Source organism: Sphingomonas sp. GW822-FHT03G08 (assembly GCF_058801135.1).
In genome coordinates this window covers 2421034-2447723 of sequence record NZ_JBXAMZ010000001.1, presented here as the reverse complement: position 1 = coordinate 2447723, position 26690 = coordinate 2421034, and the positions used below count along the sequence as shown (strand labels likewise).

Genomic DNA, 26690 nt, shown 5'->3' with positions numbered 1-26690 from the left:
CGGCAGGCCGGCGTCAGAATTTGACGCTCACGCTGGCCTTGTACATGCGCCCGAAGAACAGGTTCGTCCGCAGGGCCTCCGAGGAGCCGTCATAGGTGCGCTGATGCTCGTTGAGGAGGTTGTTCGCCTCGAGGTTCAGCGAGAAGTTCTTCGAGATGTCATAGCGGAAGGTCGCCGACAGATCGGTATAGGCATCGTTGTAGATGCCGGTGTTCGCACCCGACAGGCCGACCAGATAGTCGTCGCGCCAGTTGTATGCGACGCGGAAGGAAACCGGACCCTTCTCGTAATAGCCGACCAGATTGGCATTGTTCTTCGACAGGCCCGGGAAGGCGAGCACGCGGCCCACCGCGTCGCGGATCGGCGTGGTCGAGTCGATGTACGAATAGGTGGCGACGATGCCGAACCCGTCCAGCGCGCCGGGGAGGAAGTAGAAGGGCAGCTGGAGCAGTGCCTCGATACCCTTCACCTTGGCGCCGTCGCCATTGATCTTGCGGTTGATGAGGTAGTTGACGTTGTTGAACGTCTCAGGGCTCTGCTTGGCGACGATGAAGGTCGAGACGTCCTTGTAGAAAAGCCCGACCGAGAACAGCGCCTGGCGGCCGAAATAATATTCGAGCGAGGCGTCGAACTGGTTCGCCTTGAACGGATTGAGGTTCGGCGCGCCGCCGCTGCCGGTGCCCGGGGTGGTCTGCACGCCGCCGACGAAGATCGCGGTGTTGTTGAGCGTGACGCCGTTGTTGAGATCGGCGGTGTTCGGGAAGGCGACGACCTTCGCCGCGCCCAGGCGCACGATCATCCCGTCGGCGACGTTCAGTCGGACGGTTGCCGAGGGCAGCCATTCGTCATCTGTGCGCTCGAAGCTGGCCGGGGTGACCCCGCCGGTGGCGCCGATCAGGTTGCCGATCGAGGTCATGTCGCGGTGCAGGTAGCGCACGCCGATATTGCCGGCGAGGTCGAGGCCGCCCTCCACCTTGAAGTCGAGCTTGGCATAGCCTTCGGTGAACTTCTCGTTGATCCGATAGGTACCGGCGAGCGCGGTGGCCGTCTGGGTCGGATTGAGGCAGGCCGCCGATTGCGAGACGGCGGTGACCGTGGTCCAGGCACTGCAGCCGTTGGCGATCGTGTCATTGCCCGCCAGGAAGGTGCGGGTCAGGCCCGCGAAGTCACCCTCGGCGAACTTGGGATTCGAGCGCAGCGTCAGATATTGCGCGAGCGAGGTCGCGACGATGCCGCCGGTCGGGCGGATATCGGCGAGCGCCGGGTTCACCCGCGTGTCGAGCTTCTGATAGCGCACGCCGACGCTCAGCTTGTCGAGGAAGCCTTCGCCCAGGTCCGCGCTCCAGTCGGTGCGCGCGGCGGTGGCCTCGGTCTTCGCCCGGTAGAGATTGTCGAACAGGATGGTGAAGCGCAGCTGCGATGGATCGCTCAGGTTGATGCCGCTGATCGAATAGGCGCCAAGATCGCCCTTGGAGAAGTCGAAACTGGTGCTCGGCGTGATCGTGGTGAGCGGCTGGAGCCGGAGGTAATTCTGGTCGTAGCTCGAGGTCGAGCGGTTGTACGACACCTCGGCGCTTGCCTTGATCCGGTCGGTCACGTCGAACTTGCCGTTCAGCGCCGAGGACCAGGTGTCGGCCTTGGTATAGGCGAACTCGCTGTTGGTCAGCACCGGCGCGGTCGAGTTGCCCGAGATCAGGATGTTGTTCGGCGAATAGGTGGCGTTGGTCAGCCCGGTCTGCGGGTTGAACGAGACCCAGTAGCGCTCGCGGTCCGAGATCAGCTTGGAATAGAAGCTGTCCAGGGTGATCTCGACGCCCGGGCCCGGCTTCCACTGGATCACGCCGTCCAGGCCGAACTTGGTGCGCGTCTCGGAAATTTCCTCGGGGCGAACGTCCGAATGACCGAAATGCACAGCGCCGTTTGAGTCAGTGAAGCGGGTATAGCCCGAGAAGGTATCGAGTCCCTGCTGCGAAAGCTTGCGGCGACCATAGGAAGCCGAGACCAGCACGCCGAGCGTGTCGCCGGCGAACTTCTGCGAGACCAGGCCGAACAGCTCGTAGCTCGGCTTCTCGGTCAGCGTGTCGTAGCTGGCGCCGGCGCGGGCGGCGATGCTGTTCGGGCCGTCGAGTGGCTTGCGCGTGTTGATATCGACGATGCCGCCAAGCGCGCCCGCAATGTCGTCGGCGCCGGCAAGCTTGGTCACCTCGAGGCGCGAGATCAGCTCGGAGGGGACCAGCGACAGGATACCATAGGTCGAGCTGCCGAGCTGATCGAGGCCGACGCCGCCGCGGCCGGTGGCATCGACGATCTCGCGGCCGTTGAACAGATAGACGTTCTGACGAAGGCCGCGCACCGAGACGTTAGTGCCCTCCGCAATGCCGCGATCGACCTGGATGCCCGAGACGCGGGCGAGCGATTCGGCGACGTTGCGATCGGGCAGCTTGCCGATGTCGTCGGCGACGATCGCATCGACGAACTGGATCGCGTCGCGCTTGATGTCACGCGCGGCGCCAAGGCTCTGGCGGATGCCGGTGACGATGATGGCGCCGTCGTCTTGCTGCCCGGCGGGATCGGCTGCCTGGGCGGCCGGCGCGGCCGAGTCGGTCTGCGCTGCGGCGGGCGTGGCGAGCAATGCCGCCGACCCGAGAATGGTGGACACCAGCAGGCGCTGGACGGTGCGATTCTTCATATCCTCTCCCCTTATCAACCCGGCGGTTGGCGGGCCCGGACTTTATGCCCTTGGCTTCCGCATGACGTATCTACTAAAGCAACAATAAGGATCGCGCAACACCCTCGTTCACAGAGGGAGGCGCTGTGACAGCGGCGCAACGCCTGAGTTGACAAGGGTGATTTTGCGGATGCATATGACAAATATAGCAACAAAATATTTCGGAGGGGACGTGACCCAACTGCAAGGCGTGCTGCCGATTCTGCCGACGATTTTCACTGCCACGGGCGCGGTGGACGAGGCCGGCATGCGCCGCGTCCTCGACTATATCGTCGCCGCCGGCGCGCAGGGCGTGGTCTTCCCGGGGCTCGCCAGCGAATATGACATGCTGAGCGTCGAGGAGCGGCTACACCTCACTGCGCGAATCGGCGAATGGCTGGATGGCCGGGTGCCTTTCGTGGTCGGGGGCAGCACCGGCGATACCAATGAGGCGATCGCCTATGCCGAGGCCGGCGCGAAGGCCGGTGCTTCGGCGGCGATGATCCTCACGCCCAAGACCTTTGCCGGCGATCTTGCCGCGATGGCCGGTTTCTTCCACGCCGCGCACCAAGGCTCGGGCATCGCGATCATGCTGCAGAACGCGCCGGCGCCGATGGGCATCGGCATGCCGCTGGAGCAGGTCGCGGAACTTGCGCACCAGGTGCCGGGCATCAAATATGTCAAGGAAGAGGCGCCGCCCTCGGGCCAGCGCATCACCCGGCTGACCGCACTGGCCGGCGATTCGCTCGAGGCCGTTTTTGGCGGGGCCGGCGCGCGCTATGTGATCGACGAGCTGGCGCGCGGCGCACGCGGCACGATGCCGGCCTGCGAGATCACCGAGCTGCACGTCCGCATGCTCGCCGACTATGCGGCGGGCGAGGAAGGGCGCGCGCGGGATTTGTTCGAGCGTACTTTGCCCCTGCTCAACATGCAGGCGATCTTCCGTTGGCGGCTGACCAAGGCGGTGCTGCAGCGTCGTGGGTTGATCGAGAGCACTTATGTGCGTGCGCCGGGGCCGGAACTCGACCGCTACGACCAGGCAGAGCTGGACGCGCTGCTCGCCCGGCTGGCAGACTTGCTGCCGATGGAAGCACCCCAGGGGGCACTCGCCTGACCATGTGCATCGCCGCGATCGACACGTTCATCGTCACTGTCCCCCGCGACACCCCCTATCTCGGGCCGCTCGCGGAGGGGGAGCGCGTGAATGCGCATGGCTATATCGTGCGCAAGGGCAACGGCACGATCTACCCCACCGTTGACCGTTCGATCGTGGTGCGCGTGACCACCGAGGACGGCAGCGTGGGCTGGGGCGAGACCTATGGCATCTGCGCACCGCGCGCGACCTGCGAGATCATCAACGATCTGCTCGCACCGGTGCTGATCGGCGAGGAAATCACCGACATCGGTGCGACCTGGGACCTGCTCTACGGGCTGATGCGCGTGCGCGGCGCCTGGGGCGGCTTCCATGTCGATGCGATCGCGGCGATCGACATCGCGTTGTGGGATTTGAAGGGCAAGGCCAAGGGCAAGCCTGTCCGCGACCTGATCGGCGAGACGGTGCACGGGGCGATCCCGAGCTATCTCTCGGGCCTGCCTGCGGCGACGCTTGAGGCGCGGGTGGCGCTGGCCAGGGAATGGCAGGCGCGCGGGATCGACGCGTTCAAGTTCGCCGCGGTGGTCAGCCATGAGGGGATCGTTGCCGAGATGGCGGCGCTTCGCGAGGTGCTGGGCGACAAGGCCGAGGTCCTGATCGACCTGCACTGGAAGTTCAGCCCGGCCGAGGCTGCCGACCTGATCCAGAAGCTTGTGCCGTACCGCCCCGGCTTCGTCGAGGCGCCGGTCAGGCCCGAGGACATCGCCGGCTTGGCACATCTTGCGGCGACCAGCCCGGTGCCGGTCGCGGCGGGCGAGGAATGGTACACCGAGTATGAGGCCGCGAACCGCCTAGCCGCCGGCCCGCTGGCGTACATCCAGCCCGAGATGGGCCATACCGGCATCACCCAGTTCGTCCGAATCGCCCGGCTGGCAGCGGCGAAGCGCGTCGCGGTGGCGCCGCATGCGACGGTCGGCACCGGCATCTTCCTCGCCGCCAGCCTCCAGGCTTCGGCGACGATCCCGGGCCTGTGGAAGCATGAGTGGCAGCACTCCGTATTCGAGCGGAACCTGGCACTGCTCGACACCGATATGGGGCATGGCGAGGGCGGCTATGTCCTGCCCACTGGTGCGGGCCTTGGCGTCGAGCCGAACGCGCGCTTCTGGGACCATGCGGAGCAGGTGGCGTGAGCTATGCGGCGCGCACGCGCGGGTGCATAGGATGCAACCATGCGCGCTAAACTCAACGCCCAGCCGAACCAGAGCCTGATCGACGGCATCGCCACGCTCCAGGCGCTTGCCACTTCGCCCGAGCCGGTCGGCTGCCGCGAGCTCGCTCGCCGGCTCGACGCCGATCCGACCAAGATCAACCGGCTGCTCAAGACGCTCGCCTATCTCGGCATCGCCCGGCAGACCGCCAACCGCAAATATACCGCCGGCGCCGGCATGCATGTGCTCGCCGCGCAGAGCCTGTTCGCATCAGGCCTGATCCGGCGCGCGCTGCCGGTGCTCGAGAATCTTCGCCGCTTTGGCCACACGGTCGCGCTCGGCGTGCTGTGGGGCGACAGTGTCAGCTATCTGTTTCACGCGCCGCCGGGAATCGAGGCATCGCGCGGGCTGGGGCGTATCGGCCTGCTGCCCGCCACCACCAGCGGCATCGGCATCGTCCTGCTCTCCGAGCTGGACGACGACGAAGTGCGCGACATCTACCGCGACAAGGACATTCCGATGTTCCCGGAAGGGATCGAGCAGCTGCTCGCCAAGCTCGCCGAGGTGCGGCGGCTGGGCTATGCGCGTGTCCATGTCGCCGATGAGCGCGACCATCATGTCGTCGCGGTTTCGACTGGCGACCCGGCCCATGCCGGCATCGCGCTTTCCGGCTGGATTCCCGAGGCGGCGACCGAGCCGCTGGTTGCCGCGCTGCGCGAGGCTGCACCCGAAATAGGAGGCTGAATGTCCGATCCGGCTGTGCCCATCGGCGAGACCAAATCGCCGAGCCCTTTGCGCTGGGCGATCCTCGCGCTGCTCTTCGCCTCGACCGTGCTCAACTATGTCGATCGGCAGACGCTTTCGATCCTGGCGCCGATGGTCCAGCGCGACCTGGGCATGAACGACATCGGCTATGCGCATGTCGTCCAGCTGTTCCTGATCGCCTACACCATCGCCTATCTCGTCGCCGGCTGGCTGACCGACAAGCTGGGCACGCGGACGGCGCTGGCGCTGTTCGTCGGCTGGTGGTCGCTCGCCAACATGGCGACGGGCTTCGTGCGCAGCGCCGGGGCGCTGGGCGGGGCACGGGCGATGCTCGGCCTGGGCGAGGCGGGCAACTATACCGCCGGGCCCAAGGCGGTCTCCGAGCATTTCCCGCCGCGCGAACGTGGCTTCGCATTCGGCACCTATACCGCCGGCGCAATGGTTGGCGCGACGATCGCCCCGCCGCTGATCGGCTGGCTGGCACTCACCTATGGCTGGCGCGAAGCGTTCGTGGCGACCGGCGCGATGGGCTTTGTCTGGTTGGTTGCCTGGCTGGCGATCTATCCGCGTCGCAAGGAGGCGCGGGAGGAAGTGCGCGAGCCGACGCCGTGGCGCGTCATCCTGCGCGAGCGGCCGCTCTGGGGCTTTGCCGTGTCGCGGATGCTCGCCGATCCCGTGTGGTATTTCTACCTGTTCTGGTTCCCAAAATACCTTGCCGATCAGCGCGAGCTGAGCCTGATGACGATCGCGGCGACGGCGTGGATCGTCTATCTCGCGGCGGACATCGGCAGCATTGGCGGGGGCATCTTCTCGGGCCAGCTGATCAAGCGCGGGATGACTCCTCCGAACAGCCGGCTGGTCGGTCTTGGTGTCGCGGCGGTGCTGGCGCCGGTGGGCATGTTGATCTCGACCAATCCGGGGATCGAAGTGACCTTCGCGCTGGCGGCACTGGTGGCGTTCGCGCACCTCGTCTTCCAGATCAATATCAGCACCCTGGTGGTCGACCTCTATCCGACCCGGGTGGTGGCGACCGTGTTCGGCATCGTCGCGGCGGGCAGCGGGCTGGGCGGGATTTTCTCGACTCAGCTTGTCGGCCGTCTCGCCCAGTCGGGCAATTACGGGCAGATCTTCCTGCTGATGGGGTGCCTCCACCCGCTGGCGATGCTGATCGCCTTTGTGGCACTGCGCAGCCAGCCGACGTCGGAACTGCGGCCGGGTTAATCTTCTTCCGTCACCCCGGGCTTGACCCGGGGTCCCGCTCCTTCGCGGGAGGGTAGGATAGCGGGACCCCGGCTCAAGGCCGGGGTGACGAGTATATCGGGGTCTACGCCAGCCCGTTGCGCTGCTGCCAGCGTCGGGCGAGGTTGGGCCAGTCCGACATCGGCCAAGCCGGATCGCCGCGCAGGCCGAGCCCGTGTGCGCCGTCCTCGAACAAATGCATGTCGATCGAACCGCCCGATCCGCGCACCGCGCCGAACAGCGCGAGCGCGTGATCGACCGGCACCACCCGATCATGGACTGCATGCGCCAGCAAGATCGGCGGCGTGATCCCTGGCAGGCGCTGGTCGAACGACCAGGCGGCTGCGTCCGCAGTTGAGGCGTCGGGGCCGAGCAGCGCCAGCTTCGATCCGGTATGCGCGCCCGCGCCCATCGACACGACCGGATAGAGCAGGATCGCGCCATCGGGCCGGGTGAGCAGCCGGTCGGCGGCGTCGATCACCGGATAGGTGCGGTCATAGACCTTCACGCACAGGCTGATCGCCAGATGCCCGCCGGCAGATCCGCCGAGCACGCTGACGCGCTTGGGGTCGATGCTCCATTTGCCGCCCGCCCGGATCAGCCGCATTGCCCGTTGCGCATCCTGCAGCGCGACGAGCGCGCCGCCGCCCCACCGATCCGCGGGCAATCGGTAGCGCAGCACGAAGGCGGCGATGCCCTGCGCATTGAACCAGCGCGCAGTCTCATAGCCTTCGCGGTCGATGCCGACGCGCGAATAGCCGCCGCCGGGCAGGATCAGGATCGAGGCGCCGGTCGGGCTCGCGGTCGGCGCGAAGAAGGAAAGGGTGGGGCGCGTGACGTGCTCGGCGACGCGGTAGCGCAGCCCGGCATTGTCGGTCTGGTCGTCGATGCGTTCGGTCATCGCCGGGATCGGGTCGCCCGGCATTTTGCCCTCGGGCCAGAGCGGCAGGACGAGATCCGGCTCGCGGGTGTCGCGGGCGAAGGCGAGGAGGTCGCCTGGCGACGCGGCTTGCGCCCTCGCGGCGCCCGCCGCGACGACGGGCAGCAGCGCAGCCGCCTTGAGCATGTTCCGGCGGCTACCGGCTTCCACGATGCGGGTCATCATCCTCTCCCTGCGCGGCCCTTGTCGATGCGGGCGAGGGCATCCTAGCCAGTGTGGCGAACACAGCAACGAAAATGGCCGATATCCTGCGGAAAGGCACAATATCAGCCATGATTGTTGCTATATATGCCTTGGTCGGTTCATTGGCCCGACGCTACCGCCCAATCCAGCCCAAAGCGCGCCAGATATTTGCGCAGCCGGTCTGCATCATTGGCGCTGGTCCGGCGGGTGCGCGAGGCGGCGAAGAGGGTGCGGCCGGCTTCGGATAGCGAGCGGCTGCGCCGGCAGGTGCGGATCGCCTCCGCCAGCTGGACGCGATCGAACGGATCGATTTCGGCGAGTGCCTCGGGGGCGAGGATCGTGCCCAGCACGCCCGCTTCGTCCTCGCGCTGGCCCGACCAGAGCCGCTTCAACCGCTCGATCTCCGCTTCCACGCATTCGAGGTCGATCCGGCCCTTGGCGCTGAGCGTCGCCATGCGCGTCACGCTGGCGGCGAGGTCGCGGAAATTGCCCGGCCACCTGGCATCCGGTCCGGTCGCGAAGGCCTGGTAGCGCTGGCGGGCTTCCTTGTTGAAGCTGGCGCTGTCGCCCTCGCGTTCGGCGAAGCGCTCGAGCTCATAGTCGAGGTTCGGCTCGATATCCTCGCGCCGCTCGGCCAGGCCGGGCAGCTGGAAGGTCCAGAGGTTGAGCCGGGCATAGAGATCGTCGCGGAACTGGCCGGCGGCGACGGCCTCGCCCAGGTCACGATTGGTGCCGGCGATCAGCTGGAAGTCGGATGCGGCTTCCTTGTCAGACCCCACCGGCAGGAAACGCTTGTCCTCGATCGCGCGCAGGATCATCGCCTGCTCGTCGAGGCCCAGCTCGCCGATCTCGTCGAGGAACAACATGCCCTTGTCGGCGGCGCGCAGCAGCCCCGGCCGATCGGCAACCGCGCCGGTGAAAGCGCCCTTGCGGTGCCCGAACAGCGCCGACATCGCGCCGTCGCCCTTCAGCGTCGCGCAGTTCACTTCGACGAAGGTGCCTGCGATCTGGTGCTTGAGGCGCTTGAGCTCGTAGATGCGTCGCGCAAGCTGGCTCTTGCCCGCGCCGGTGGGCCCCATCAGCAGGATCGGCGCCTTGGAGCGATGGGCGACATGCTCGATCTCGTCGATCATCCGGTTGAACGCGGCGTTGCGTGTCTCGATGCCCGATTTGAGGAAGGAGGTGCTTTCCTCCGCGGCAACGGCGAAGCGGGTGGCGATGCTGTCATAGCGCGACAGGTCGAGGTCGATCACGTTCCACAGGCCGGCGGCATCGCCGGGCGTGCCGCGCCGCGGCTGGGTCTGCAGCAGGCGGCCGGGCAGATAGCGCGCCTCGGTGAGCAGGAAGAGGCAGATCTGCGCGACATGCGTGCCGGTGGTGATGTGGATCAGATAGTCTTCGACGTCCGGATCGAAGGGTTCGGCTCGGGCGAAGTCGAGCAGCTTTCCGTAGACCTGCTCGAAATCCCAGGGGTCGCCGAAATCGAGCAGCCGCATCTCGACGGTGGTCTCGGGGGACACCGAGGCGATGTCCTCGGCGACGTATTCCGCCAGCCGACGATGCAGCGAGCCGTGCAGCAGGATGAAGCGATCGACGCGCAGATCCTCGTGCATCGTCAGTGCGACGGACGGGCGCCACTTGCCCCAGCGTGACGGGCCAAACTTGCTCGCGTCAAGCGTCGAGCCGAGGAATCCGATAACGGTGAGTGGCTTCATGCTTATACCATAGGATAAATTACGATCTCTATCGATAGAAAAATCGCTTTCGATTTGTTTTCGATGAGAATGCAGTCACATCAGCGTGCCGAATAAAATAACTAATAACCAATATGTTGTGAGAAAATTCCGGCGCGCGCAGCGAAACTGGCACGCGCACTGCAATACATTTCGGCGTCGGACGGGGAGATGTCGAACCTCCCAAGCCGGCGGCGGAAACGCGGGGCGGCCGGAATGGGCTGGCCGCCCCCGGGAATTTCACAGGGCGTAGCTCAGGCTGCGCAGAGCGCCCGCCTTGGGAGCGGGAGGTCGCAGGTTCAAATCCTGCCGCCCTGACCAGATACGAGGAGTTGGACGATGGCCAACAAAGGACTTTTCGCTTCGGCGATCGCAAAGCTGATGCCGGCCGCAGATACGCGGAACCGCGAGGGTGCGCCGGCCTATGCCTATGGGCCCGAGCACAAGCTCGCCCAGCTTGCCGTGACCGGCACGCTGGCCGACAATTTCTACGCGCCGGCGGAAACGCAGCTGGCCGAGATGCTCGATGCCGCACGGGTCTGCGATCCGTATTTCGTTGCCCAGGCCGCGGTCTACGCCCGGCAGTCGGGCGCGATGAAGGACATGCCGGCGCTGCTTGCGGCGTATCTCACAGTTGCCGATCCGGATCTTGCGGTCCGCGTGTTCGGCCGGGTGATCGACAATGGCCGCATGCTGCGCAACTTCGTGCAGATCATGCGCTCGGGGCAGGTGGGGCGTACTTCGCTCGGCTCGCGGCCGAAGCGGCTGGTCCAGCGCTGGCTGGAGCAGGCGTCGATGCCGCAGCTGATGGCGGCGACGGGCAAGGATCCGAGCCTGGCGGACATTGTCCGCATGGTGCACCCCAAGCCCGCCGATGCGGCGCGGCGCGCTTTCTACGGCTGGCTGATCGGGCGTCCGTACGACGTTGCCGCGCTGCCTGCCGAGATCGCCGGGTTCGAGGCGTGGAAGGCCGATCGGTCGCTCCCGCTGCCGAACGTGCCGTTCGAGTGGCTGACGGCCTTTCCGCTGACGGCGGAAGACTGGGCGGTGCTGTCCACGCGGATCGGCTGGCAGGCGCTGCGGATGAACCTCAACACGCTGGCGCGCAACGGCGCGTTCGACGTGGCGGGGGTCGCCGATGCGGTTGCCGTGCGGCTGGCGGCTGGCGACGCGATCGCGAAGGTCCGGCCCATGCCCTACCAGCTGATGGTGGCGCTGGACCAGGCCCGCGAGAGCGTGCCGCTCAAGGTCCAGGCGGCGCTGGAGGATGCACTCGAGCAGTCGCTCGCGCGCGTGCCGAAGGTGCCGGGCCGGGTCGTGGTCTGTCCCGATGTGTCGGGGTCGATGTCTTCGCCGGCGACGGGCTACCGCAAGGGCGCCTCGTCGAAGGTGCGGTGCATCGATGTCGCGGCGCTGGTTGCTGCAGCGATGCTGCGCACCAATCGCGATACCCGCGTACTGCCGTTCGAGCAGGCGGTGGTGAAGGTGAAGCTCGATCCGCGCGCCCGCGTCGCTGTGAATGCGGCGAAGCTGGCGGCGATCGGCGGGGGCGGGACCAACGTCTCGGCACCGCTGGCTGCACTCAACCTGCTGCGCGAGCCGGTGGACCTGGTGGTGATCGTCTCGGACAACGAGTCCTGGGTGGATGCCAACCGGTACGGCGCGACGGCGACGATGCGCGAGTGGAACGCGCTGAAGCGCCGCAACCCGGCTGCCAAGCTCGTCTGCATCGACATCCAGCCGCATGGCACCAGCCAGGCGCAGGACCGGGCGGACATATTGAATGTCGGGGGCTTCTCCGACGCGGTGTTCGACACCATCGCGCGCTTCGTTTCCGGCGACACGCGTGACTGGGTGGGCATCGTCAAGCAAGTGGAGATCTGACGAACAGGGCCGTGGCGAATGCCGGCGGGATTACATTGCTCCAAGGGGAAACCCGAAAGTCCGGAAAGAGCGCCCGGGAGGCTTCGGCCGAACGGGAGGTGGGGTTTGAGTCCCCCCGTTGCAGCGGTAGCTCAAGGACGTTCTCGTCACTCCTCGTCGCCACGGCCCAACACGAACATCACGGCGAATGCCGGGCAAGGACTACATTGGTAATGCGGGTGTCGCGGGTTCGAATCCCGCCCGCTCCCCCGGGAGCGGTAGCTCAGCGGATAGAGCACCGGCCCTTCGGGGCAGTCTTTCCCATCCCTCGTCGCCGTGACCGGCAAAACCCGGCGAATGCCGCGTTGGACTACACCTCCAAAGTGTCCCTTCGGGGAACGTCCATCGCATCCCTCGTCGCCGGAACCCAATTCGCTGGCGAATGCCGGCGGGACTACAGGACAGAGCACCCGCCCTCTTGCGGCGGGAGGTCGGCGGTTCAACTCCGCCTCCGGGCAACCGGATAGCTCAGCAAAACTGTCTCGCCACCGCTCGTCGCCGGCACCATGATCGAGTTTGAAGGAGGTCGCGATGACCGAGACGCTGTATGATTTCCAGCACGTCGAAGGGGGCGTGCCGATCAAGATGTGGACCCGTGGCGTGCCTGTGGAAGACGGGGCCCGCGACCAGCTGGCGCGCGCGGCGAAGATGCCGTTCGTGTTCAAGCATGTCGCCGCGATGCCCGATGTCCATATCGGCATCGGCGCGACCGTCGGCTCGGTGATCCCGACCAAGGGCGCGGTGATCCCTGCCGCGGTGGGTGTCGATATCGGCTGCGGCATGATGGCGGCGCGCACCTCGCTGGTGGCAAGCGACCTGCCCGACAATTTGGAAGGGATCCGCAGCGCGATCGAGCGTGCCGTTCCGCACGGCCGATCGATGAACCGCAACAAGCGTGACACGGGTTCGTGGGGCGATCCGCCCCCGGCGATCGTCGAAGCCTGGGCGACGCTTGCCCAGCGCTTCGACCGGATCGTCGAGAAGTATCCGAAGCTCAAGAACACCAATCACCTGGTGCATCTGGGGACTTTGGGCACGGGCAACCACTTCATCGAGCTGTGCCTGGATCAGGACCAGCGCGTGTGGGTGATGCTCCATTCGGGGTCGCGCGGCGTCGGCAATGCGATCGGCACCTACTTCATCGAGCTGGCGAAGCAGGACATGCGCAAGTGGCACATCAACCTGCCCGACGAGAACCTGGCCTATTTCCCGGAAGGGACCGACCATTTCGACGACTATGTCGAGGCGGTCGGCTGGGCGCAGGACTTCGCGGCGCTGAACCGGCGGATGATGATGACCAACGTCATCCGCGCACTGCGAGGGCAAATCGCCAAGCCGTTCGATGCGGAGCTGGAGGCAGTCAATTGCCACCACAACTATGTCCAGCGCGAGAACCACTTCGGTGAGAATGTGCTGGTCACCCGCAAGGGCGCGGTCCGCGCGGCCAAGGGCGTGCTGGGGATCATCCCCGGATCGATGGGCGCCAAGTCGTTCATCGTGCGCGGCCTGGGCAACGCGGAGTCGTTCGACAGCTGCTCGCACGGAGCTGGACGCATCATGTCCCGAACCGCGGCGAAGAAGCTGGTGACGCTCGACGAGCACATCCGTGACACTGCGGGCGTCGAGTGCCGAAAGGACGAAGGCGTGATCGATGAGACGCCGAAGGCGTACAAGCCGATCGAGGCCGTGATGGCGGCGCAGGCCGACCTGGTCGAGATCGTCCATACGCTGAAGCAGGTGGTGTGCGTGAAGGGCTAAAGCTCTCGTCAGCCCGGCGCGCGCACCGCCGATTTCCGGAGACCTGAAGTGATTGGAAGCGTCGCCGCCTGGCAGCAGGAGGGCAAGCTCTTCGTCTGGCGCTATGCCGAGCCGAGGCGAGCCTGGTGCGGCTGGCAGTTCGCTGCCGATCCCGCGGGCGCCCGGTCGGTCCGGAACCTGATCGATCGGATGCAGGGCGGTGAGGCCTGCTACCGGACGTTACGGCTCGATCCGGTGACCGACAATGTGCTGGCGGTGCCCAATGCCGGCTATCGCCTTGGGGGACGGTTCGACCGGCTACGGCTGGACTATAGGCCGGAGCTCGATGCGCTGAGCCTCACTCCGGGCGGGAATATGCTGGTCCTGGCGTTAGGAGGGCGCCGCGCGCGCAAGCTGGCGGCGGCCTTTGCCTCGGTCGAGATCGGCGACGGCGATTTCGGCATCGCTCCCTCGGAAGAGAAGCGCGCCGATGCCTGGATGTTCTGGTGGGTGCCGGGCGTCAATTATACCGAGGGAAGGCTTTCACGATGACGTTCGATTCAACGATCTCGCCTCCCGTGCGGCGCGAGATCGAAACCCGTCTCGACCGGATCGAGGCGGAGAACGGCGTGCGCCTGCTGCTCGCAATCGAATCCGGCTCGCGCGCCTGGGGCTTTCCCTCGCCTGACAGCGACTATGACGTGCGCTTTTTCTATGTGCGGCCGCGCGACTGGTACCTGTCGCTCGCGCCCGGCCGCGACGTGATCGAGACGCCGATCGAGGACGAGATCGACCTGAACGGCTGGGACGTGCGCAAGGCGCTCCCTCTGCTGCTCAAGTCGAATGCCGGGGTCAGCGAATGGATGCTCTCGCCGATCCGCTATCGGACCGATGATCCGTTCATCGCCCGGTTGGCGGAACTGGCGGACGACCTGCTCGATCCGCGGGCGATCGCCTATCATTATGCGCGGTCGGGCAAGCTGGCCGCGGATCGGTGGCTCGACGGGGAAGGGGATGTGCCGGTGAAGAAGTATTTCTACGCCCTGCGTCCTGCGCTGGCGATCCGTGCAATCCGGCTCAACCCGGGGGTGCGGCCGCCGATGAACCTGCAGGCGCTGGTTGCGGCGAGCGACCTGCCGGCCTTGCTGGTCGAGCAGATCGAGGCGCTGGTCGAGGCCAAGGCGCGCACTAACGAGCGTGCCAATTGCGCCCGGCTGCCCGAGATCGACGCGCTGATCCGCGGCGAACTCGAGCGGGCGGGAGAGCTGCCGGCGCGCAAGCTGCACGATCGCTTCGTCGATCGTGCGAACGACCTTTTTCTGGAACTGGTGAATACATGATTGTCATCGACGGATCGGAAGGCGAGGGCGGCGGCCAGATCGTGCGCAACAGCTGCGCGCTGTCGCTGGTGACCGGCCAGCCCTTCCGCATCACCAATGCGCGCGGCAAGCGCGAGAAGCCGGGGCTGATGCGCCAGCATGTGACTGCGATCGAAGCGGCGCTGGCGATCGGCGGCACGGTCTGCGAGGGGTTGGAAGTCGGCGCGTCTGACTTCAGCTTTACGCCTGGCCGCGTCACGCCCGGCGAATATCATTTCGCGGTGGGTACGGCGGGCAGCACCGGGCTGGTCTTCCAGACCCTGTTGATGCCGTTGCTGATGGCCGATGGACCGTCGCGGATCGTCCTCGAGGGCGGCACGCACAACATGCTCGCGCCCCCGTTCGACTTCATCGCGAAGACGTTCGCGCCGGTGGTGCGGCGGATGGGCGCGGAGATCGAGATGCGGCTGGTCCGCCACGGCTTCTACCCGCGTGGCGGCGGGCGGATCGAGGTGGACATCGTGCCGGGCAAGCTCACGCCGATCGACTGCGTCGATCGCGGTGCGGTGCGTTCGGTGTCGGCCACGGCGCTGTTCGCCGCGCTGCCGGGCAATATCGCCGAGCGCGAATTGCGGACCGTCCGCAATCTGTTGCCCGACTGGCCCGAGGACGCCTTTGCCATGCACCAGCTCCCCGAGGGGCAGGGGCCGGGCAATGCGCTGCTGCTCGCGGCCGAGTTCGAGCAGGTGACCGAGGTCGTCACCGGCTTCGGCAAGCTGGGCGTATCGGCGGAATCGCTCGCCCGGACGGCGGCGCAGCGCATGGCCGGGTTTCTCGAATCGCCGGCATTCGCAGGGCCGTATCTCGCCGACCAGTTGCTGCTGCCCTTCGCGCTTGCCGGTGGGGGCAGCTTCACCACGGTGAAGCCGAGCCAGCATGCGCGGACCGCCGCCGATATTATCGAACGGTTCACGGGGCAACGCTGGCTGTTCGAGCAACAGTCCGATGGGTGCCATCTCGTCCGGCTGGCGAGCGGCTGAGACCAGCAACTGCCCGGTTTGCGCAAGCGGTCGGGCAGTTGCCGGAATGTCGAAATGCCGGTTGGCATGTCGCTTTGCAGTTTTGCGCCGGCAATATATCGCCTATCCTGCAGTGCAGGAGGGGCATCATGGGCATTTTCGACTTCCTTTCGAAGCAGTTCGTCGACGTCATTGACTGGGTCGACGAGCCCGGCACGCTGGCGATCCGCTATCCGATGCAGGATCGCGAGATCCAGAACGGCGCGCAGCTGACCGTGCGCAGCGGCCAGACCGCGCTGTTCTTCAACCAGGGCGAGATTGCCGACGCCTTCCTGCCCGGGCTGCACACGCTGCAGACCGGCAATCTGCCGCTGCTCACTTCGCTGATGAACTGGGACAAGGGCTTTGCCTCGCCCTTCAAGGCCGATGTCTATTTCTACAGCCAGAAGGAGCAGACCGGGCTCAAATGGGGCACCACCCAGCCGATCACGGTGCGCGACAAGGAATTCGGCCCGCTGCGCATCCGCGCATTCGGCAGCTACAGCTTCCGGGTCGAGGATGTCTCGGCCTTCGCGGTTAAGATGATGGGCTCGCTCGACCGGTTGACGGTGAGCGACCTCGAGCCGCAGCTGCGCGCCGCGATCGCCACGTCGATAGCCTCGGCGCTGGGCACCGGCGAGATCGCCTTCCTCGATCTCGCCGCGAACCAGAGCGCGCTTTCCGAGAAGCTGAAGGCAGCGGTCGAGCCGGCCTTCGCGCAATGGGGGCTGAGCTGCACCAGCTTCTTCATCGAGAGCCTGTCGCTGCCCGACGAAGTGCAGGCGATGCTCGACAAGGCCAGCTCGATGCGCGTGGTCGGGGACCTTGACCGGTTCGTGCGTTTCCAGAGCGCCGAGGCGATCGAGACGGCGGCGGCCCAGTCGGGCGGCATTGCCGGGATCGGCGCGGGCGCGGCGGCAGGTGTGGCGATCGGCCAGAGCATGGCCGGGGGGATCGGCGGCGGCGCGCTGCCGGCGCCGGGTGCTGCCGCGGCGCCGGGCGAAGATGCCTATGCCCAGATCGAGAAGCTCCACAAGCTGCTGACGATCGGGGCGATCACCCAAGAGGAGTTCGACGCCAAGAAGGCCGAGCTGCTTTCGCGCATCCGCTGAAGCCGTCATGAGCCTGAGCGTCAATTGCCCCAATTGCGGCGCCGAAGCCGTCTTCCGTTCGGCGGCCCTGCCGGCGCGCGTCTGCGACTATTGCCATAGCCTGCTTTCCCGCAGCGACACCGGCGTGATGGTGGTCGGCAAGTCCGCGCCGCTGCCCTTCGATGTCAGCCCGGTGCAGATCGGGATGCGGGGGCGCATCGAGGATCAGCCGTTCGAAGTGATCGGCCGGGTGCGCTGGGCCTGGACCGACGGCGCCTGGAACGAGTGGCTGTTGCTGTTCGGCGATGGCAGCCACGGCTGGCTGGGCGATGCGATGGGCCAGTTCATGCTGATGCGCGAGCGCCCGTTCAGCCAGGTCCAGACCCGCACGCTCAAGGACATCGGCAAGGGCAAGGAGGCGGTGCCGGGCGCCGAGATCACGCTCGACGCGCGCAAGCTGACGATCGTCGATGCGCGCGACGTGCTTTGCATCGCGGCCGAAGGCGAGCTGCCCTTCACCCCGACGCCGGGCTGGCGGGTCTACAGCGTCGATCTACGCGGGCCGAAGGGCGAATGCGCCTCGCTCCAGCGCGATGCGCTCGCCACCAGCTTCTACCAGGGCCATTATGTGACGCTCGCCGAGCTTGCCCCCACCGGGCTGCGCGCGTTCGAAGGCTGGACGCTCCCTGCTTATGCAGCCTGAAACCGAACTCCAGCTGCCCGCGGCCCCTGCGGTGAAGGCCCTGGCCTGCCCGGCATGCGGCGGCTCGGTCGCGCTCCGCGCGGCCGGCTACAGCGTGAGCATCGTCTGCCAATATTGCAGCTCGATCCTCGACGTCACCGATCCGCAAGTGAAGCTGATCACCGAATATCGCCAGGCCGCCGAGGCGCTGGAGATTCCGCTTGGGTCGCGCGGCACGTTGCGCGGGATCGAATGGGAAGCGATCGGCTATCTGCAGCGCTCGGCCGCCGGCGGCGGGGCCTGGGACGAATATCTGCTGTTCAATCCCTATCACGGCTATCGCTGGCTGATCACGGACGGCCGTGGTTGGAGCCTGGGCGAGCAGCTGACCGTCTCGCCGAGCTATAGCGATTACGAGACGATGATGCTCGGCGACCGGGCCTATACCCGCTTCTACGAGGACAGCACCGCGCGGGTGAACTATGTGCTCGGCGAATTCTACTGGCGCGTGGCGGTAGGCGAGGAAGTGGTCGGTGCCGACTGGGTCCGCCCGGGCTCGATGCTCTCGCGCGAGAAGAACGCGCATGAAGTGAGCTGGACCCGGTCGATCCTGCTCGACCACAAGGAGATGGCGGAAGCGTTCGGCGTGCAGAAGGGCGCCAGCTGGCCGCCGATGCCGCACCAGCCTTCGCCCAACGCCGCCTGGCTGGGCACCGGGTTCAAGATCTTCGCGGGCATGTTCCTGCTGCTGACCGTGCTGATCCTGGCCTTCGGCGGCACCAGCTGGGTTACTGCGGGGCGCTTCCCGATCGCCTCCGACGGCACCGAACGTACCGTCACGCTGGGCCCGATCCACCTTGGCCATCTCTATCAGCGCGTCGAGATCCGCGCCGATGTGCCGCGGCTGGAGAATGGCTGGGTCGATCTCGACTACACCCTGGTCGATCGCAAGACGCAGCAGGTCTACGAAGCCTATGGCGCGGCCGAGCGCTATTCGGGCAGCGATTCCGACGGGCCGTGGACGGAGGGTTCGCGCCGCTCCTCGATCTCGGTGGCGAGCGTGCCGGCCGGGGATTATGACCTGGTCGTCGATTACAAGGGCAATCGCTGGAACAGCAGCACGACCTGGGATTACGCCAGGGGCATGTCGGTCGAGGATCCGGGCTGGCTGAACCAGGACAATCAGCCGGAAGTCGTGGTGGAGGTGCGGGGCGGCGCGCTGTTCGCCTCGAGCTTCTTCATCGCGCTGCTCCTGCTCGGCCTGCCGCTGCTGATCGGCCTGATCCGCCACATCCAGTTCGACAAGGCACGCCAGGCGGAAAGCGATTTCGCACCGACCGGCTTTGCCGCGCTGACGCAATCCTCGGAGGATGACGAAGAATGAGCACCCGCACTTTCCTTTATGCGCTCTGGTGCCTCGGCGTGGCCGCGCTGTTCGTGCTCAGCGGCATCTTCGCCTGGTCCCCCTTCGCCGAAGGCGGGCGGGCGCACGGTTATTCCCGCATCTCTGGCCCCACCCACAAATAAGGAGTTGGATATGTTCACTTCTTTTCCAGCCCTGCTCGCCACGCTCGTCTATGCCGTGGTCGGCATCGTCATCTTCGCAATCGGCTTCATCGTCCTCGACCTGCTCACCCCGGGCAAGCTGTGGCAGGAGATCCACCAGAAGCAGAATATCGCCGTTGCGATCTTCGCCGGTGCCGTCGCGATCGGGCTCGCGATGATCGTCGCCGCCGCCATCCATGGCTGAAGGCGATCCCGCCCATCCACGGTTCCGCGCCTCCGCCCCCGCGGCGGCGCTGCTTGCGTCCGCGTTCGTCGTCTCCACCTGCGGACTGATCTACGAGCTGCTGGCGAGCACCCTGGCCAGCTATCTGCTCGGCGACAGCGTCACGCAATTCTCCACCGTCATCGGCTCCTATCTGTTCGCGATGGGCGTCGGCAGCTGGTGCTCGCGCTACGTGAAGCGCGACGAAGTGCGGTTGTTCGTCCGGGTCGAGCTGCTGATCGCGCTGATCGGCGGCAGCTCGGCCGCCGCGCTGTTCCTGCTCTTCCCGCTGGTCGAGCATTTCCGGGTCGCGCTCTACGGACTGGTGCTGGCCATCGGCTTCCTGGTCGGGCTCGAGATCCCGCTGCTGATCCGCATCCTGCGCGGCTTCGATTTCCGTGAGACCGTGTCGAACGTGCTGACCTTCGATTATGTCGGCGCGCTCGTTGCCAGCCTGCTCTTCCCGCTGCTGCTGATGCCGCATCTCGGGATGATCCGCACCGGCTTCCTGTTCGGTATCGCCAACGCCGCAGTGGCGCTGGCGCTACTGTTCGTGCTGCCCCGCGCGACCGGCTACCGGAGCGAGAAGCTGGCCGGGGTGCTGATCCTGATCGGCTTGATCGCCGGCTTCATTGCGTCCGACCGGCTCCAGCGCTGGGCGGAGGTGGCGAGTTACGGCGAACCGGTGATCTATGCCCAGACCACGCGCTTCCAGCGCATCGTGCTGACGCGCCGCGACGACGACCTGCGGCTCTATCTCAACGGCAACCTGCAATTCTCGTCGCGCGACGAATATCGCTATCACGAAGCGCTGGTGCACCCCGCGCTCGGCCGGGTGGCCAATCCGCGCAACGTGCTGATCTTCGGCGGCGGCGACGGGCTGGCCGCGCGCGAGGTGCTCAAGCATCCCGAAGTGGCGAAACTCACGCTGGTCGACCTCGACGGCGAGATGACCAGCCTGTTCTCGAACACGCCGACCCTCGCCGCGCTCAATCGCGGCTCGCTGACCGACAAGCGGATGACCGTGATCAATGCCGACGGCTTTCGCTGGGCGCGCGAGCATAGCGGCCAGTATGATGCGATCATCGTCGATTTCCCCGATCCCGTCGATTACTCAGTCGGCAAGCTCTACACCGACACCTTCTATCGCGCGGTGCGCAAGCTGCTCGCGCCGGGCGGCATGATGGTGGTGCAGAGTACTTCCCCGCTGGTCGCGCCCAACGCCTTCTGGACCGTCGCGTCGACGCTCGAGGCGGTGGGGCTGCAGACGCGCGGCTATCATGTCTATGTACCGAGCTTCGGCGAGTGGGGTTTCGTGCTGGCGGCGGCCAGGCCTATCCCGGACCAGGCGCGCGTCCTGCCGGGCGGGCGCTTCCTCACCCCCACGATCGACCAGCGCCTGTTCGATTTTCCGCCCGACATGGCGCGGCGACCGACCCCGGTGAACCGGCTCGACAACCAGGTGCTGGTGCGCGAGTTCGCCGATGCCTGGGGGAAATATGAAGGCTGACCGGCGCACGGCGCTGGGCCTGGGCGCAGCGGCGATCGCAGTCGCCGGCGGCGGTCTCGCCTATGCGCTGAACCATGAGGCGCCGCTGCCGCCGGGCGCGCTGGGCGGCGCCGACATGGCGCGCGGCCACCGGCTGCGTGACGGCGGCTTTCCCGAACCCAGCGCCGAGGAGGAAGTCGACCTCATCATCGCCGGCGGCGGCGTGGCCGGGCTCTCCGCAGGCTGGCGGCTAACCGATGCCGGCTTCGGCAAGTTCAAGCTGCTCGAGCTGGAGGACGCGGTCGGCGGCAATGCCCGGTGCGGGCGCAACGCCGTATCGGCCTATCCGCTTGGCGCGCATTACCTGCCGGTCGCCAACCGGGAGGCGAAGGCGCTCCGGCACCTGCTGCGCCAACTCGGCATGATCACCGGCGATGCGGATGGCGTGCCGGTCTATGATCCTGTCCAGCTCTGCGCCGATCTGCAGGAACGGCTGTTCTGGCAGGGGCGCTGGCAGGAGGGGCTGATCCCGCGCACCGGGCTCACCCGGCGGGACCGCGAGGACCTCGCGGCCTTCGACGCGCAGATGAAGCGCTTTTCCAGCTATATCGGCACCGATGGCAAGCCGGCTTTCGCCGTGCCCATGGCCTATAGTTCGCAGGAGCCGCACCTGCGCGCACTCGACGGGCAGTCCTTCGCCGAATGGCTCGATGCGCAGGGCTGGCATTCGCCGGTGCTGCGCGCCCATGTCCGCTATGCGATGCGCGACGACTACGGCACCGAGCCACAGCATGTCTCGGCCTGGGCGGGTATCCATTATTTCGCCGGCCGCCGCGGCTGGGCCGCGAACGGTGCAGGTGAGAACGAGCTGACCTGGCCCGAGGGCAATGGCCGCCTGGTCGGGCAGCTCGCCGGCTTCTTTCCAGGGAAGATCGCGCGCGGCCACATCGTCCACCGGGTCACTCGCGAGGGAGACCGGGTGCTGGTCGACAGTTTCGACGTCGCCGCCAATCGCACCGTCCGCACCCGCGCCCGCGCTGCGATCCTTGCCATGCCGCATTTCATCGCCACCCGGGTCTGCCCCGAGCTCGCCGATTCCAAGGCGTTCAGCTATGCGCCCTGGCTGATCGCCAATGTCACGGTCGATCACTTGCCTGGCGGGCGCGGCGTGCCGCTGGCCTGGGACAATGTGTCGAGCACCAGCGACTCGCTCGGCTATGTCGTCGCCACCCATCAGGGGCCCGCGGCGATCTCCGAGAAGACGGTACTCACCTGGTATCTGCCGCTGTCGAACCTTGAGCCCGCCGCGGCGCGCCGGCTGCTGGTCGAACGTTCGGCGGACGAGTGGAAGCGCATCGTGCGCGACGACCTGTTGGCGCTGCATCCCGAGCTGGACGGCGCGATCGGTGCGATCGAGCTCTGGCGCTGGGGCCATGCGATGATCCGCCCCACCCCAGGCTTTCTCGATCGCGGCACGACGCATCAGCCCGCGCCGCCGCTGTTCCTCGCCCATTCCGACCTCAGCGGACTGTCGCTGTTCGAGGAAGCCCATTATCACGGGGTTCGCGCCGCCGAAGGCGCGATGACCCTGCTACGCCACGCGCATGAGTCCCTGTTGTGACCGGATACCATCTGATCGCCGATCTTAGCGGCGCTACCCGGCTGACGGAGGCCGATCATATCGAGGCCTGCCTCGTCGCTGCCGCGGCGGCTGCCGGCGCGACGCTGCTCGAAGTGCGGCTGCACAGCTTCGGCCCTGGACAGGGGGTGACCGGCGTGGCCCTGCTCGCTGAATCGCACATCTCGATCCACACCTGGCCCGAATATGGCACCGCCTGTGTCGACATCTTCATGTGCGGGCTTGCGCACGACCTCGATGCGGGGCTCGATGCTATCGTGACCGGCCTGGCGGCGAGGATCGACCAGCGCTCGCTGGTCCAGCGCAACTTCGGCAAACAGGCGGTGGCGGGCTAGGCCTGTGGGCGCTTCGCATAGCGTCTGGCGAGCGTTGCGCAGACGAAGAGCTGGATCTGGTGGAACAGCATCAGCGGCAGCACGATCAGGCCGACCGCGTGGCCGGCGAACAGGATCGTCGCCATCGGGATGCCGCTCGCCATGCTCTTCTTCGAGCCGCAGAAGACGATGGCGATCTCGTCCTCGGTCGAGAAGCCGAGCGCGCGGCTGAGCGCGGTGGTGATCGCGATGACGATGGCGAGGATCAGCGTGCTCAGCAGCAGGACGATGACGAAGTCCGGCACGCTCAGGCTGCTCCATACACCTGCCACTACGCCGGCGCTGAACGCGGCATAGACGACGAGCAGGATCGAGCCCCGGTCGGCGATCGAGGTGAGCGTGCGGTGGCGCAGGATCCAGCCGCCGATCCAGCGGCGCAGCGCCTGGCCGGCGAGGAAGGGGAGCAGGATCTGCAGTGCGATGTCCTCGATCGCGCCCATCGAGAAGCCGCCGCCCGAGGCCGGTAGCAGCCAGGCGACCAGGATCGGGGTGAGCACCACGCCGAGCAGGTTCGATACCGACGCGCTGCACAGGGCCGCCGGCACGTTGCCGCGCGCGATCGAAGTGAAGGCGATCGAGGACTGCACCGTCGAGGGTAGCAGGCAGAGGTAAAGCAGGCCGATCGCGATATCATGCGGCACCCAGGTGCCGGCGAGGAAATAGACCGCAAGGCCGAGGAGCGGGAACAGGACGAAGGTGCTCGCCAGCACCAGCGACTGGAGCCGCCAATGGGCGATGCCTTCCCATACCGCCGAGGCGGAAAGCCGTGCGCCATAGAGGAAGAACAGCAGCCCGACCGCGAGCGTCACCGCCATCTCGGCGATGCCTTGCGCCGCCCCGCGTGCCGGAAGCAGCAGCGCGAGGATCACGGTGCCGATCAGCAGCAGGAGATAGGGATCGATCGAGAAGCGGGCGAGAAGCGAACGAAGCAAGGCGATACTCGTGAACCAGGGAAGACGGGACCTTGGGGACGGGAGGGCGCTGGCGCAATCCATCCCTTGGTTTGATCGATCGATGGCAATTTCGTGCGCGGGGATGCTGCGGCGGATTGCGGAACGGGCGCATCGGCACGCAATATGCGGCCCTGAAAATCTCTCGAGGGGAAGGCTGCTTGCAGGTCATCGATACGCACGTCCATTTCTGGGATGTCGATGCGCTCGACTATCCCTGGATCGAGAAGGGCTCGCCGTTCGACCGCAGTTTCCTTCCCGCCGAATATCAGCGCGCCTCCGCTGACGTGCCGGTTGCCCGGATGGTCTTTGTCGAGTGCGATGCGCATCCGCGCTGTTCGGTGCAGGAGGCGGCTTGGGTGGCCGGCCTGGCCGAGGCCGATCCGCGCATCCAGGCCATTGTCGCGCGCGTCGCGCTGCTCGACGATGCCGCTCCGGCAACGTTCGAGGCAGTGCGCGCCATGCCGCTGGTGCGCGGGATCCGCGACAATCTCCAGGGTCATCCTGCGGGCTATGCAGTACAGCCGGGCTTCGTAGCCGGCGTGCGCGAGGTGCATCGGTCCGGGCTGCATTTCGAGCTTTGCCTCACCCATGACCAGCTGACGGAGGCGATCGAGCTCGTCAGGCAATGCCCAGACGGACAGTTCGTCCTCGACCATTGCGCCAAGCCGGCGATCCTGGCCGGGCTGCGGGAACCCTGGCACGCGCAGATGCGCGAGATGGCGGCTCTGCCCAATGTCGCCTGCAAGATCTCCGGCCTGCTTACCGAGGCGGGCTGGACCGGCTGGGTGCCGGACGCGATCCTCTGGTACGCCCGCGCTGCGGTCGAGGCGTTCGGTCCCGATCGCATCCTGTTCGGCGGCGACTGGCCGGTTTGTGAAGTCGCGGGCGGCTACAAGGCCTGGTTCGGGCTGGCGGAAGCACTGAGCGAGGACTGGAGTGAGTCCGATCGCGAGCACTTCTTCTGGCGGAATGCCGAACGCATCTATCGATTGCCGGCTTGATCCAGCGGTGCCTTATCCCGCCTCGTGGTTCTTCCGGCGCGAGGTCTTGCCGATCCCGGGATTGAAAAGATTGGCCGGATCGAGCGCTTCGTAGAAGGCTGCCAGGTTCGGTGCCGCAGGATAGGTATGGCCGACATTGTGTTCGGCAGGATAGCGCGCGCCCCTTTTGTCCAGCAGGTCGAGCATCGCTGTCTTGATCGCATCGGGATCGGCGCCTGCCGTGAGGACATAGTCCTGGTGCAGCACATGGCAGAGGAAGTGACCGTAATAGATGCGGTGGGCGACCTGCTCGCTGATCTCGGCCGGAAGCGTCTCGAACCAGTCGGCATCGTTGCGGCGAAGCGCGATGTCGAGCGACAGGACGCCCGCCGATTGCCGGGTGTGCAGCGCTCGGTACCGGATCGCCGCGCCCGCGATCACGAAGCGGTGGAGAAACGCCTTGGACGCTTCACCCGGGGTGCATTCGACGCTCGCTGCGTCCTTGCCGGCGCCCCATTGGTCGAGCAGCGCGCGCATTTCCGGAACCGCGCCGGCCGATACCTTGATCAGGAGAAGGTGCTCGAACCGGTCGCGCCATTCGCGCAGCCGGGGGGACAGATGGTCCGGCAGCCAGCGCGCCAGTCCGTGCAGCAGGCGATCGACGGCATTGGCGGGCATCCACCGCCAGCGCTCGAGCATCGCGTCGATGCGGCTCTTGAGCGCGAAGAACCTGGGAAGCCGGTCCGTCCCCAGCTTCTCGATCAGCAGGAACTGGTCCTTGCCATAGGTGTCGGCGAGATCGAACGCTTCGCGATGCAGATATTCCGCCGCGATCGGGAGCGGGCGATCCTCGCTCAGGATAGCGCGGCGCAGCGTCGCGAACTGGGCGGGATCGTTGCAGCCGACCAGGAAGGTACGGGTGTCCTTCTCCAGCTCGAACGTGTCGAGCCGGACCGCGAAGACCGCGAGCTTGCCCGCGGATCCGGAGGCTTCGTGCAGGCACCTCTTGTCCGCATTGTAGCGCGCGGGCGTATCCGCATCGACGTCGCGGACCTGGCTGGCATAGTCCTTGTCGCTGGCCGACTTGCCGGGGGTCTCGTCCGCGATCCGCGGAAAGGCTCCAGTGTCGAGCTGGTGCAGGATCTCGACGGGGTCGTCCCCCAGGTCGATGCCGAGATGATTGACCAGTTCGATGCCGCCATCGGCCGTCGACCGGGCGAACAGGGCATAGTCGGTATAGGCGACGCCGCGTCGCACCAGCGAGCCGCCCGAATTGTTGCAGACTCCGCCGACGATCGACGCGCCGAAGCAGGAGGAGCCGATCACGGAGTGCGGCTCCCGGCCCAGCGGCTTCAGCGCGCTTTCGAGCGCGTGAAGCGTTGCCCCGGGCAGGCAGATCGCCTGGCGCCCTTCGTTGATCGGGGTGATGCCGCCGATGCGCAGGGTGCTGATGATCACGATCGGCCGGTCATATCCGCCCGGTGCCGGCGTGGAGCCGCCGGTCAGGCCGGTATTGGCGGCCTGCACGATCATCGGCGCGCCGAAGCGGGTACAGACCTCGATCGCGCGCCACATCTCCACCAGCGATCCCGGCCGGACCACGGCAAAGGCATCTCCCGCCGCGGTTCGAAAACCGGTGCGATAGAAGCGGGTGCGCCTGGGATCGGTCAATACATGTCGCGCACCGACGGCACCTTCGAGCGCCTGGAGGAGATTGTCCCGAACCTGCGTTTCTTCGCCCACCGTCATTCCCGTCAGCTGCAGCGCGTGCGCAGGCCGGGCCCAAATGGAAATTGCGCGGATCCGGAT

At 66.6% G+C, this 26690-nt stretch carries 23 protein-coding genes and 1 tRNA gene; 19 read left to right on the top strand and 5 right to left on the bottom strand.

Features of this window, described 5'->3' with window-relative positions; genetic code table 11:
• Positions 1-13 precede the first annotated feature (13 nt).
• The gene (locus AC1RJ5_RS11280; protein ID WP_342249429.1) at positions 14-2689 is read right to left on the bottom strand and encodes a TonB-dependent receptor; all 2676 of its coding nucleotides are present in this window, start codon (positions 2687-2689) and stop codon (positions 14-16) included.
• Positions 2690-2900: 211 nt separating this feature from the next.
• Here AC1RJ5_RS11280 and AC1RJ5_RS11275 point away from each other — a divergent pair, with 211 nt between their 5' ends.
• Genes AC1RJ5_RS11275 through AC1RJ5_RS11260 form a run of 4 tightly spaced genes read left to right on the top strand, consistent with a single transcriptional unit; the run spans position 2901 to position 6994 of the window.
• Positions 2901-3821: a dihydrodipicolinate synthase family protein gene (locus AC1RJ5_RS11275; RefSeq protein WP_493113365.1), complete on the top strand. Its 921-nt coding sequence runs from the start codon at positions 2901-2903 to the stop codon at positions 3819-3821.
• A 2-nt stretch (positions 3822-3823) separates the two neighbouring features.
• Positions 3824-4990 carry a mandelate racemase/muconate lactonizing enzyme family protein gene (locus tag AC1RJ5_RS11270; protein ID WP_493113363.1) on the top strand — a complete coding sequence of 389 codons (1167 nt, stop codon included), beginning with the start codon at positions 3824-3826 and terminating at the stop codon, positions 4988-4990.
• 39 nt (positions 4991-5029) lie between these two features.
• Complete coding sequence (locus AC1RJ5_RS11265; protein WP_184161717.1) at positions 5030-5752, top strand: IclR family transcriptional regulator; 723 nt, start codon at positions 5030-5032, stop codon at positions 5750-5752.
• Positions 5753-6994 (top strand): MFS transporter, encoded by a 1242-nt coding sequence (locus AC1RJ5_RS11260; RefSeq protein WP_493113361.1) that lies wholly within the window; start codon positions 5753-5755, stop codon positions 6992-6994.
• Between the two features lie 103 nt (positions 6995-7097).
• On the opposite strand, the gene AC1RJ5_RS11255 is transcribed toward AC1RJ5_RS11260, so the two are convergent.
• Complete coding sequence (locus tag AC1RJ5_RS11255; protein ID WP_493113359.1) at positions 7098-8114, bottom strand: alpha/beta hydrolase; 1017 nt, start codon at positions 8112-8114, stop codon at positions 7098-7100.
• Positions 8115-8254: 140 nt separating this feature from the next.
• Entirely contained in the window at positions 8255-9850 is a 1596-nt protein-coding gene (gene rtcR / locus AC1RJ5_RS11250; protein WP_493113357.1) for an RNA repair transcriptional activator RtcR, read from the bottom strand.
• A 261-nt stretch (positions 9851-10111) separates the two neighbouring features.
• On the opposite strand from rtcR, the gene AC1RJ5_RS11245 reads away from it, so the two are divergent.
• From AC1RJ5_RS11245 to speD, 14 genes are all read left to right on the top strand, one after another.
• Positions 10112-10189 (top strand) — tRNA-Pro (locus tag AC1RJ5_RS11245).
• 18 nt (positions 10190-10207) lie between these two features.
• Positions 10208-11752, top strand: coding sequence for a vWA domain-containing protein (locus tag AC1RJ5_RS11240; RefSeq protein ID WP_493113355.1), 1545 nt, complete (start codon positions 10208-10210; stop codon positions 11750-11752).
• Positions 11753-12322: 570 nt separating this feature from the next.
• Positions 12323-13549 carry an RtcB family protein gene (locus AC1RJ5_RS11235; protein ID WP_342249422.1) on the top strand — a complete coding sequence of 409 codons (1227 nt, stop codon included), beginning with the start codon at positions 12323-12325 and terminating at the stop codon, positions 13547-13549.
• 48 nt (positions 13550-13597) lie between these two features.
• Positions 13598-14080 carry a hypothetical protein gene (locus AC1RJ5_RS11230; protein ID WP_493113353.1) on the top strand — a complete coding sequence of 161 codons (483 nt, stop codon included), beginning with the start codon at positions 13598-13600 and terminating at the stop codon, positions 14078-14080.
• On the top strand, positions 14077-14868 hold the full coding sequence (locus tag AC1RJ5_RS11225) for a nucleotidyltransferase domain-containing protein (protein WP_493113351.1): 792 nt from the start codon (positions 14077-14079) through the stop codon (positions 14866-14868). Before AC1RJ5_RS11230 ends, AC1RJ5_RS11225 begins: the two co-directional genes overlap by 4 nt.
• Positions 14865-15887, top strand: a complete 1023-nt coding sequence (gene rtcA / locus AC1RJ5_RS11220) for an RNA 3'-terminal phosphate cyclase (RefSeq protein WP_493113349.1) — start codon at positions 14865-14867, stop codon at positions 15885-15887. Before AC1RJ5_RS11225 ends, rtcA begins: the two co-directional genes overlap by 4 nt.
• Positions 15888-16015: 128 nt before the next feature.
• Positions 16016-17017: an SPFH domain-containing protein gene (locus AC1RJ5_RS11215; protein WP_269573823.1), complete on the top strand. Its 1002-nt coding sequence runs from the start codon at positions 16016-16018 to the stop codon at positions 17015-17017.
• A 7-nt stretch (positions 17018-17024) separates the two neighbouring features.
• Positions 17025-17699 (top strand): DUF4178 domain-containing protein, encoded by a 675-nt coding sequence (locus tag AC1RJ5_RS11210; RefSeq protein ID WP_493113347.1) that lies wholly within the window; start codon positions 17025-17027, stop codon positions 17697-17699.
• Positions 17689-19062 carry a DUF4178 domain-containing protein gene (locus AC1RJ5_RS11205; RefSeq protein ID WP_493113345.1) on the top strand — a complete coding sequence of 458 codons (1374 nt, stop codon included), beginning with the start codon at positions 17689-17691 and terminating at the stop codon, positions 19060-19062. Before AC1RJ5_RS11210 ends, AC1RJ5_RS11205 begins: the two co-directional genes overlap by 11 nt.
• Positions 19059-19205, top strand: coding sequence for a hypothetical protein (locus tag AC1RJ5_RS11200; RefSeq protein ID WP_184161688.1), 147 nt, complete (start codon positions 19059-19061; stop codon positions 19203-19205). Before AC1RJ5_RS11205 ends, AC1RJ5_RS11200 begins: the two co-directional genes overlap by 4 nt.
• A gap of 10 nt (positions 19206-19215) precedes the next feature.
• Positions 19216-19428, top strand: a complete 213-nt coding sequence (locus tag AC1RJ5_RS11195) for a DUF350 domain-containing protein (RefSeq protein ID WP_269573826.1) — start codon at positions 19216-19218, stop codon at positions 19426-19428.
• Positions 19421-20956, top strand: coding sequence for a polyamine aminopropyltransferase (locus AC1RJ5_RS11190; protein ID WP_269573827.1), 1536 nt, complete (start codon positions 19421-19423; stop codon positions 20954-20956). The genes AC1RJ5_RS11195 and AC1RJ5_RS11190 overlap by 8 nt, the downstream gene beginning before the upstream one ends.
• Positions 20946-22556: an FAD-dependent oxidoreductase gene (locus AC1RJ5_RS11185; RefSeq protein ID WP_493113342.1), complete on the top strand. Its 1611-nt coding sequence runs from the start codon at positions 20946-20948 to the stop codon at positions 22554-22556. Before AC1RJ5_RS11190 ends, AC1RJ5_RS11185 begins: the two co-directional genes overlap by 11 nt.
• Complete coding sequence (gene speD / locus AC1RJ5_RS11180; protein WP_269573829.1) at positions 22553-22909, top strand: adenosylmethionine decarboxylase; 357 nt, start codon at positions 22553-22555, stop codon at positions 22907-22909. The genes AC1RJ5_RS11185 and speD overlap by 4 nt, the downstream gene beginning before the upstream one ends.
• Here the strand turns inward: speD and AC1RJ5_RS11175 are convergent.
• The gene (locus tag AC1RJ5_RS11175) at positions 22906-23886 is read right to left on the bottom strand and encodes a bile acid:sodium symporter family protein (protein WP_493114671.1); all 981 of its coding nucleotides are present in this window, start codon (positions 23884-23886) and stop codon (positions 22906-22908) included. The genes speD and AC1RJ5_RS11175 overlap by 4 nt on opposite strands.
• A gap of 173 nt (positions 23887-24059) precedes the next feature.
• Between AC1RJ5_RS11175 and AC1RJ5_RS11170 the strand changes: the two genes are divergently transcribed.
• Positions 24060-24902, top strand: a complete 843-nt coding sequence (locus tag AC1RJ5_RS11170) for an amidohydrolase family protein (protein WP_493113340.1) — start codon at positions 24060-24062, stop codon at positions 24900-24902.
• A 12-nt stretch (positions 24903-24914) separates the two neighbouring features.
• Here AC1RJ5_RS11170 and dld read toward each other — a convergent pair whose 3' ends face one another.
• Positions 24915-26630, bottom strand: a complete 1716-nt coding sequence (gene dld, locus AC1RJ5_RS11165; RefSeq protein ID WP_493113338.1) for a D-lactate dehydrogenase — start codon at positions 26628-26630, stop codon at positions 24915-24917.
• Positions 26631-26690 lie beyond the last annotated feature (60 nt).

Excerpts from the sequence above, each read along its gene's own strand:
- AC1RJ5_RS11205 (WP_493113345.1), top strand. The coding sequence starts at position 17,689 with ATGCAGCCTGAAACCGAACTCCAGCTGCCCGCGGCCCCTGCGGTGAAG.
- AC1RJ5_RS11270 (WP_493113363.1), top strand. The coding sequence starts at position 3,824 with ATGTGCATCGCCGCGATCGACACGTTCATCGTCACTGTCCCCCGCGAC.
- AC1RJ5_RS11185 (WP_493113342.1), top strand. The coding sequence starts at position 20,946 with ATGAAGGCTGACCGGCGCACGGCGCTGGGCCTGGGCGCAGCGGCGATC.
- AC1RJ5_RS11255 (WP_493113359.1), bottom strand. The coding sequence starts at position 8,114 with ATGACCCGCATCGTGGAAGCCGGTAGCCGCCGGAACATGCTCAAGGCG.
- AC1RJ5_RS11210 (WP_493113347.1), top strand. The coding sequence starts at position 17,025 with ATGAGCCTGAGCGTCAATTGCCCCAATTGCGGCGCCGAAGCCGTCTTC.
- AC1RJ5_RS11195 (WP_269573826.1), top strand. The coding sequence starts at position 19,216 with ATGTTCACTTCTTTTCCAGCCCTGCTCGCCACGCTCGTCTATGCCGTG.
- AC1RJ5_RS11280 (WP_342249429.1), bottom strand. The coding sequence starts at position 2,689 with ATGAAGAATCGCACCGTCCAGCGCCTGCTGGTGTCCACCATTCTCGGG.
- rtcR (WP_493113357.1), bottom strand. The coding sequence starts at position 9,850 with ATGAAGCCACTCACCGTTATCGGATTCCTCGGCTCGACGCTTGACGCG.
- AC1RJ5_RS11190 (WP_269573827.1), top strand. The coding sequence starts at position 19,421 with ATGGCTGAAGGCGATCCCGCCCATCCACGGTTCCGCGCCTCCGCCCCC.
- AC1RJ5_RS11235 (WP_342249422.1), top strand. The coding sequence starts at position 12,323 with ATGACCGAGACGCTGTATGATTTCCAGCACGTCGAAGGGGGCGTGCCG.
- rtcA (WP_493113349.1), top strand. The coding sequence starts at position 14,865 with ATGATTGTCATCGACGGATCGGAAGGCGAGGGCGGCGGCCAGATCGTG.
- AC1RJ5_RS11215 (WP_269573823.1), top strand. The coding sequence starts at position 16,016 with ATGGGCATTTTCGACTTCCTTTCGAAGCAGTTCGTCGACGTCATTGAC.
- AC1RJ5_RS11240 (WP_493113355.1), top strand. The coding sequence starts at position 10,208 with ATGGCCAACAAAGGACTTTTCGCTTCGGCGATCGCAAAGCTGATGCCG.
- AC1RJ5_RS11260 (WP_493113361.1), top strand. The coding sequence starts at position 5,753 with ATGTCCGATCCGGCTGTGCCCATCGGCGAGACCAAATCGCCGAGCCCT.
- dld (WP_493113338.1), bottom strand. The coding sequence starts at position 26,630 with ATGACGGTGGGCGAAGAAACGCAGGTTCGGGACAATCTCCTCCAGGCG.
- AC1RJ5_RS11200 (WP_184161688.1), top strand. The coding sequence starts at position 19,059 with ATGAGCACCCGCACTTTCCTTTATGCGCTCTGGTGCCTCGGCGTGGCC.
- AC1RJ5_RS11265 (WP_184161717.1), top strand. The coding sequence starts at position 5,030 with ATGCGCGCTAAACTCAACGCCCAGCCGAACCAGAGCCTGATCGACGGC.
- AC1RJ5_RS11225 (WP_493113351.1), top strand. The coding sequence starts at position 14,077 with ATGACGTTCGATTCAACGATCTCGCCTCCCGTGCGGCGCGAGATCGAA.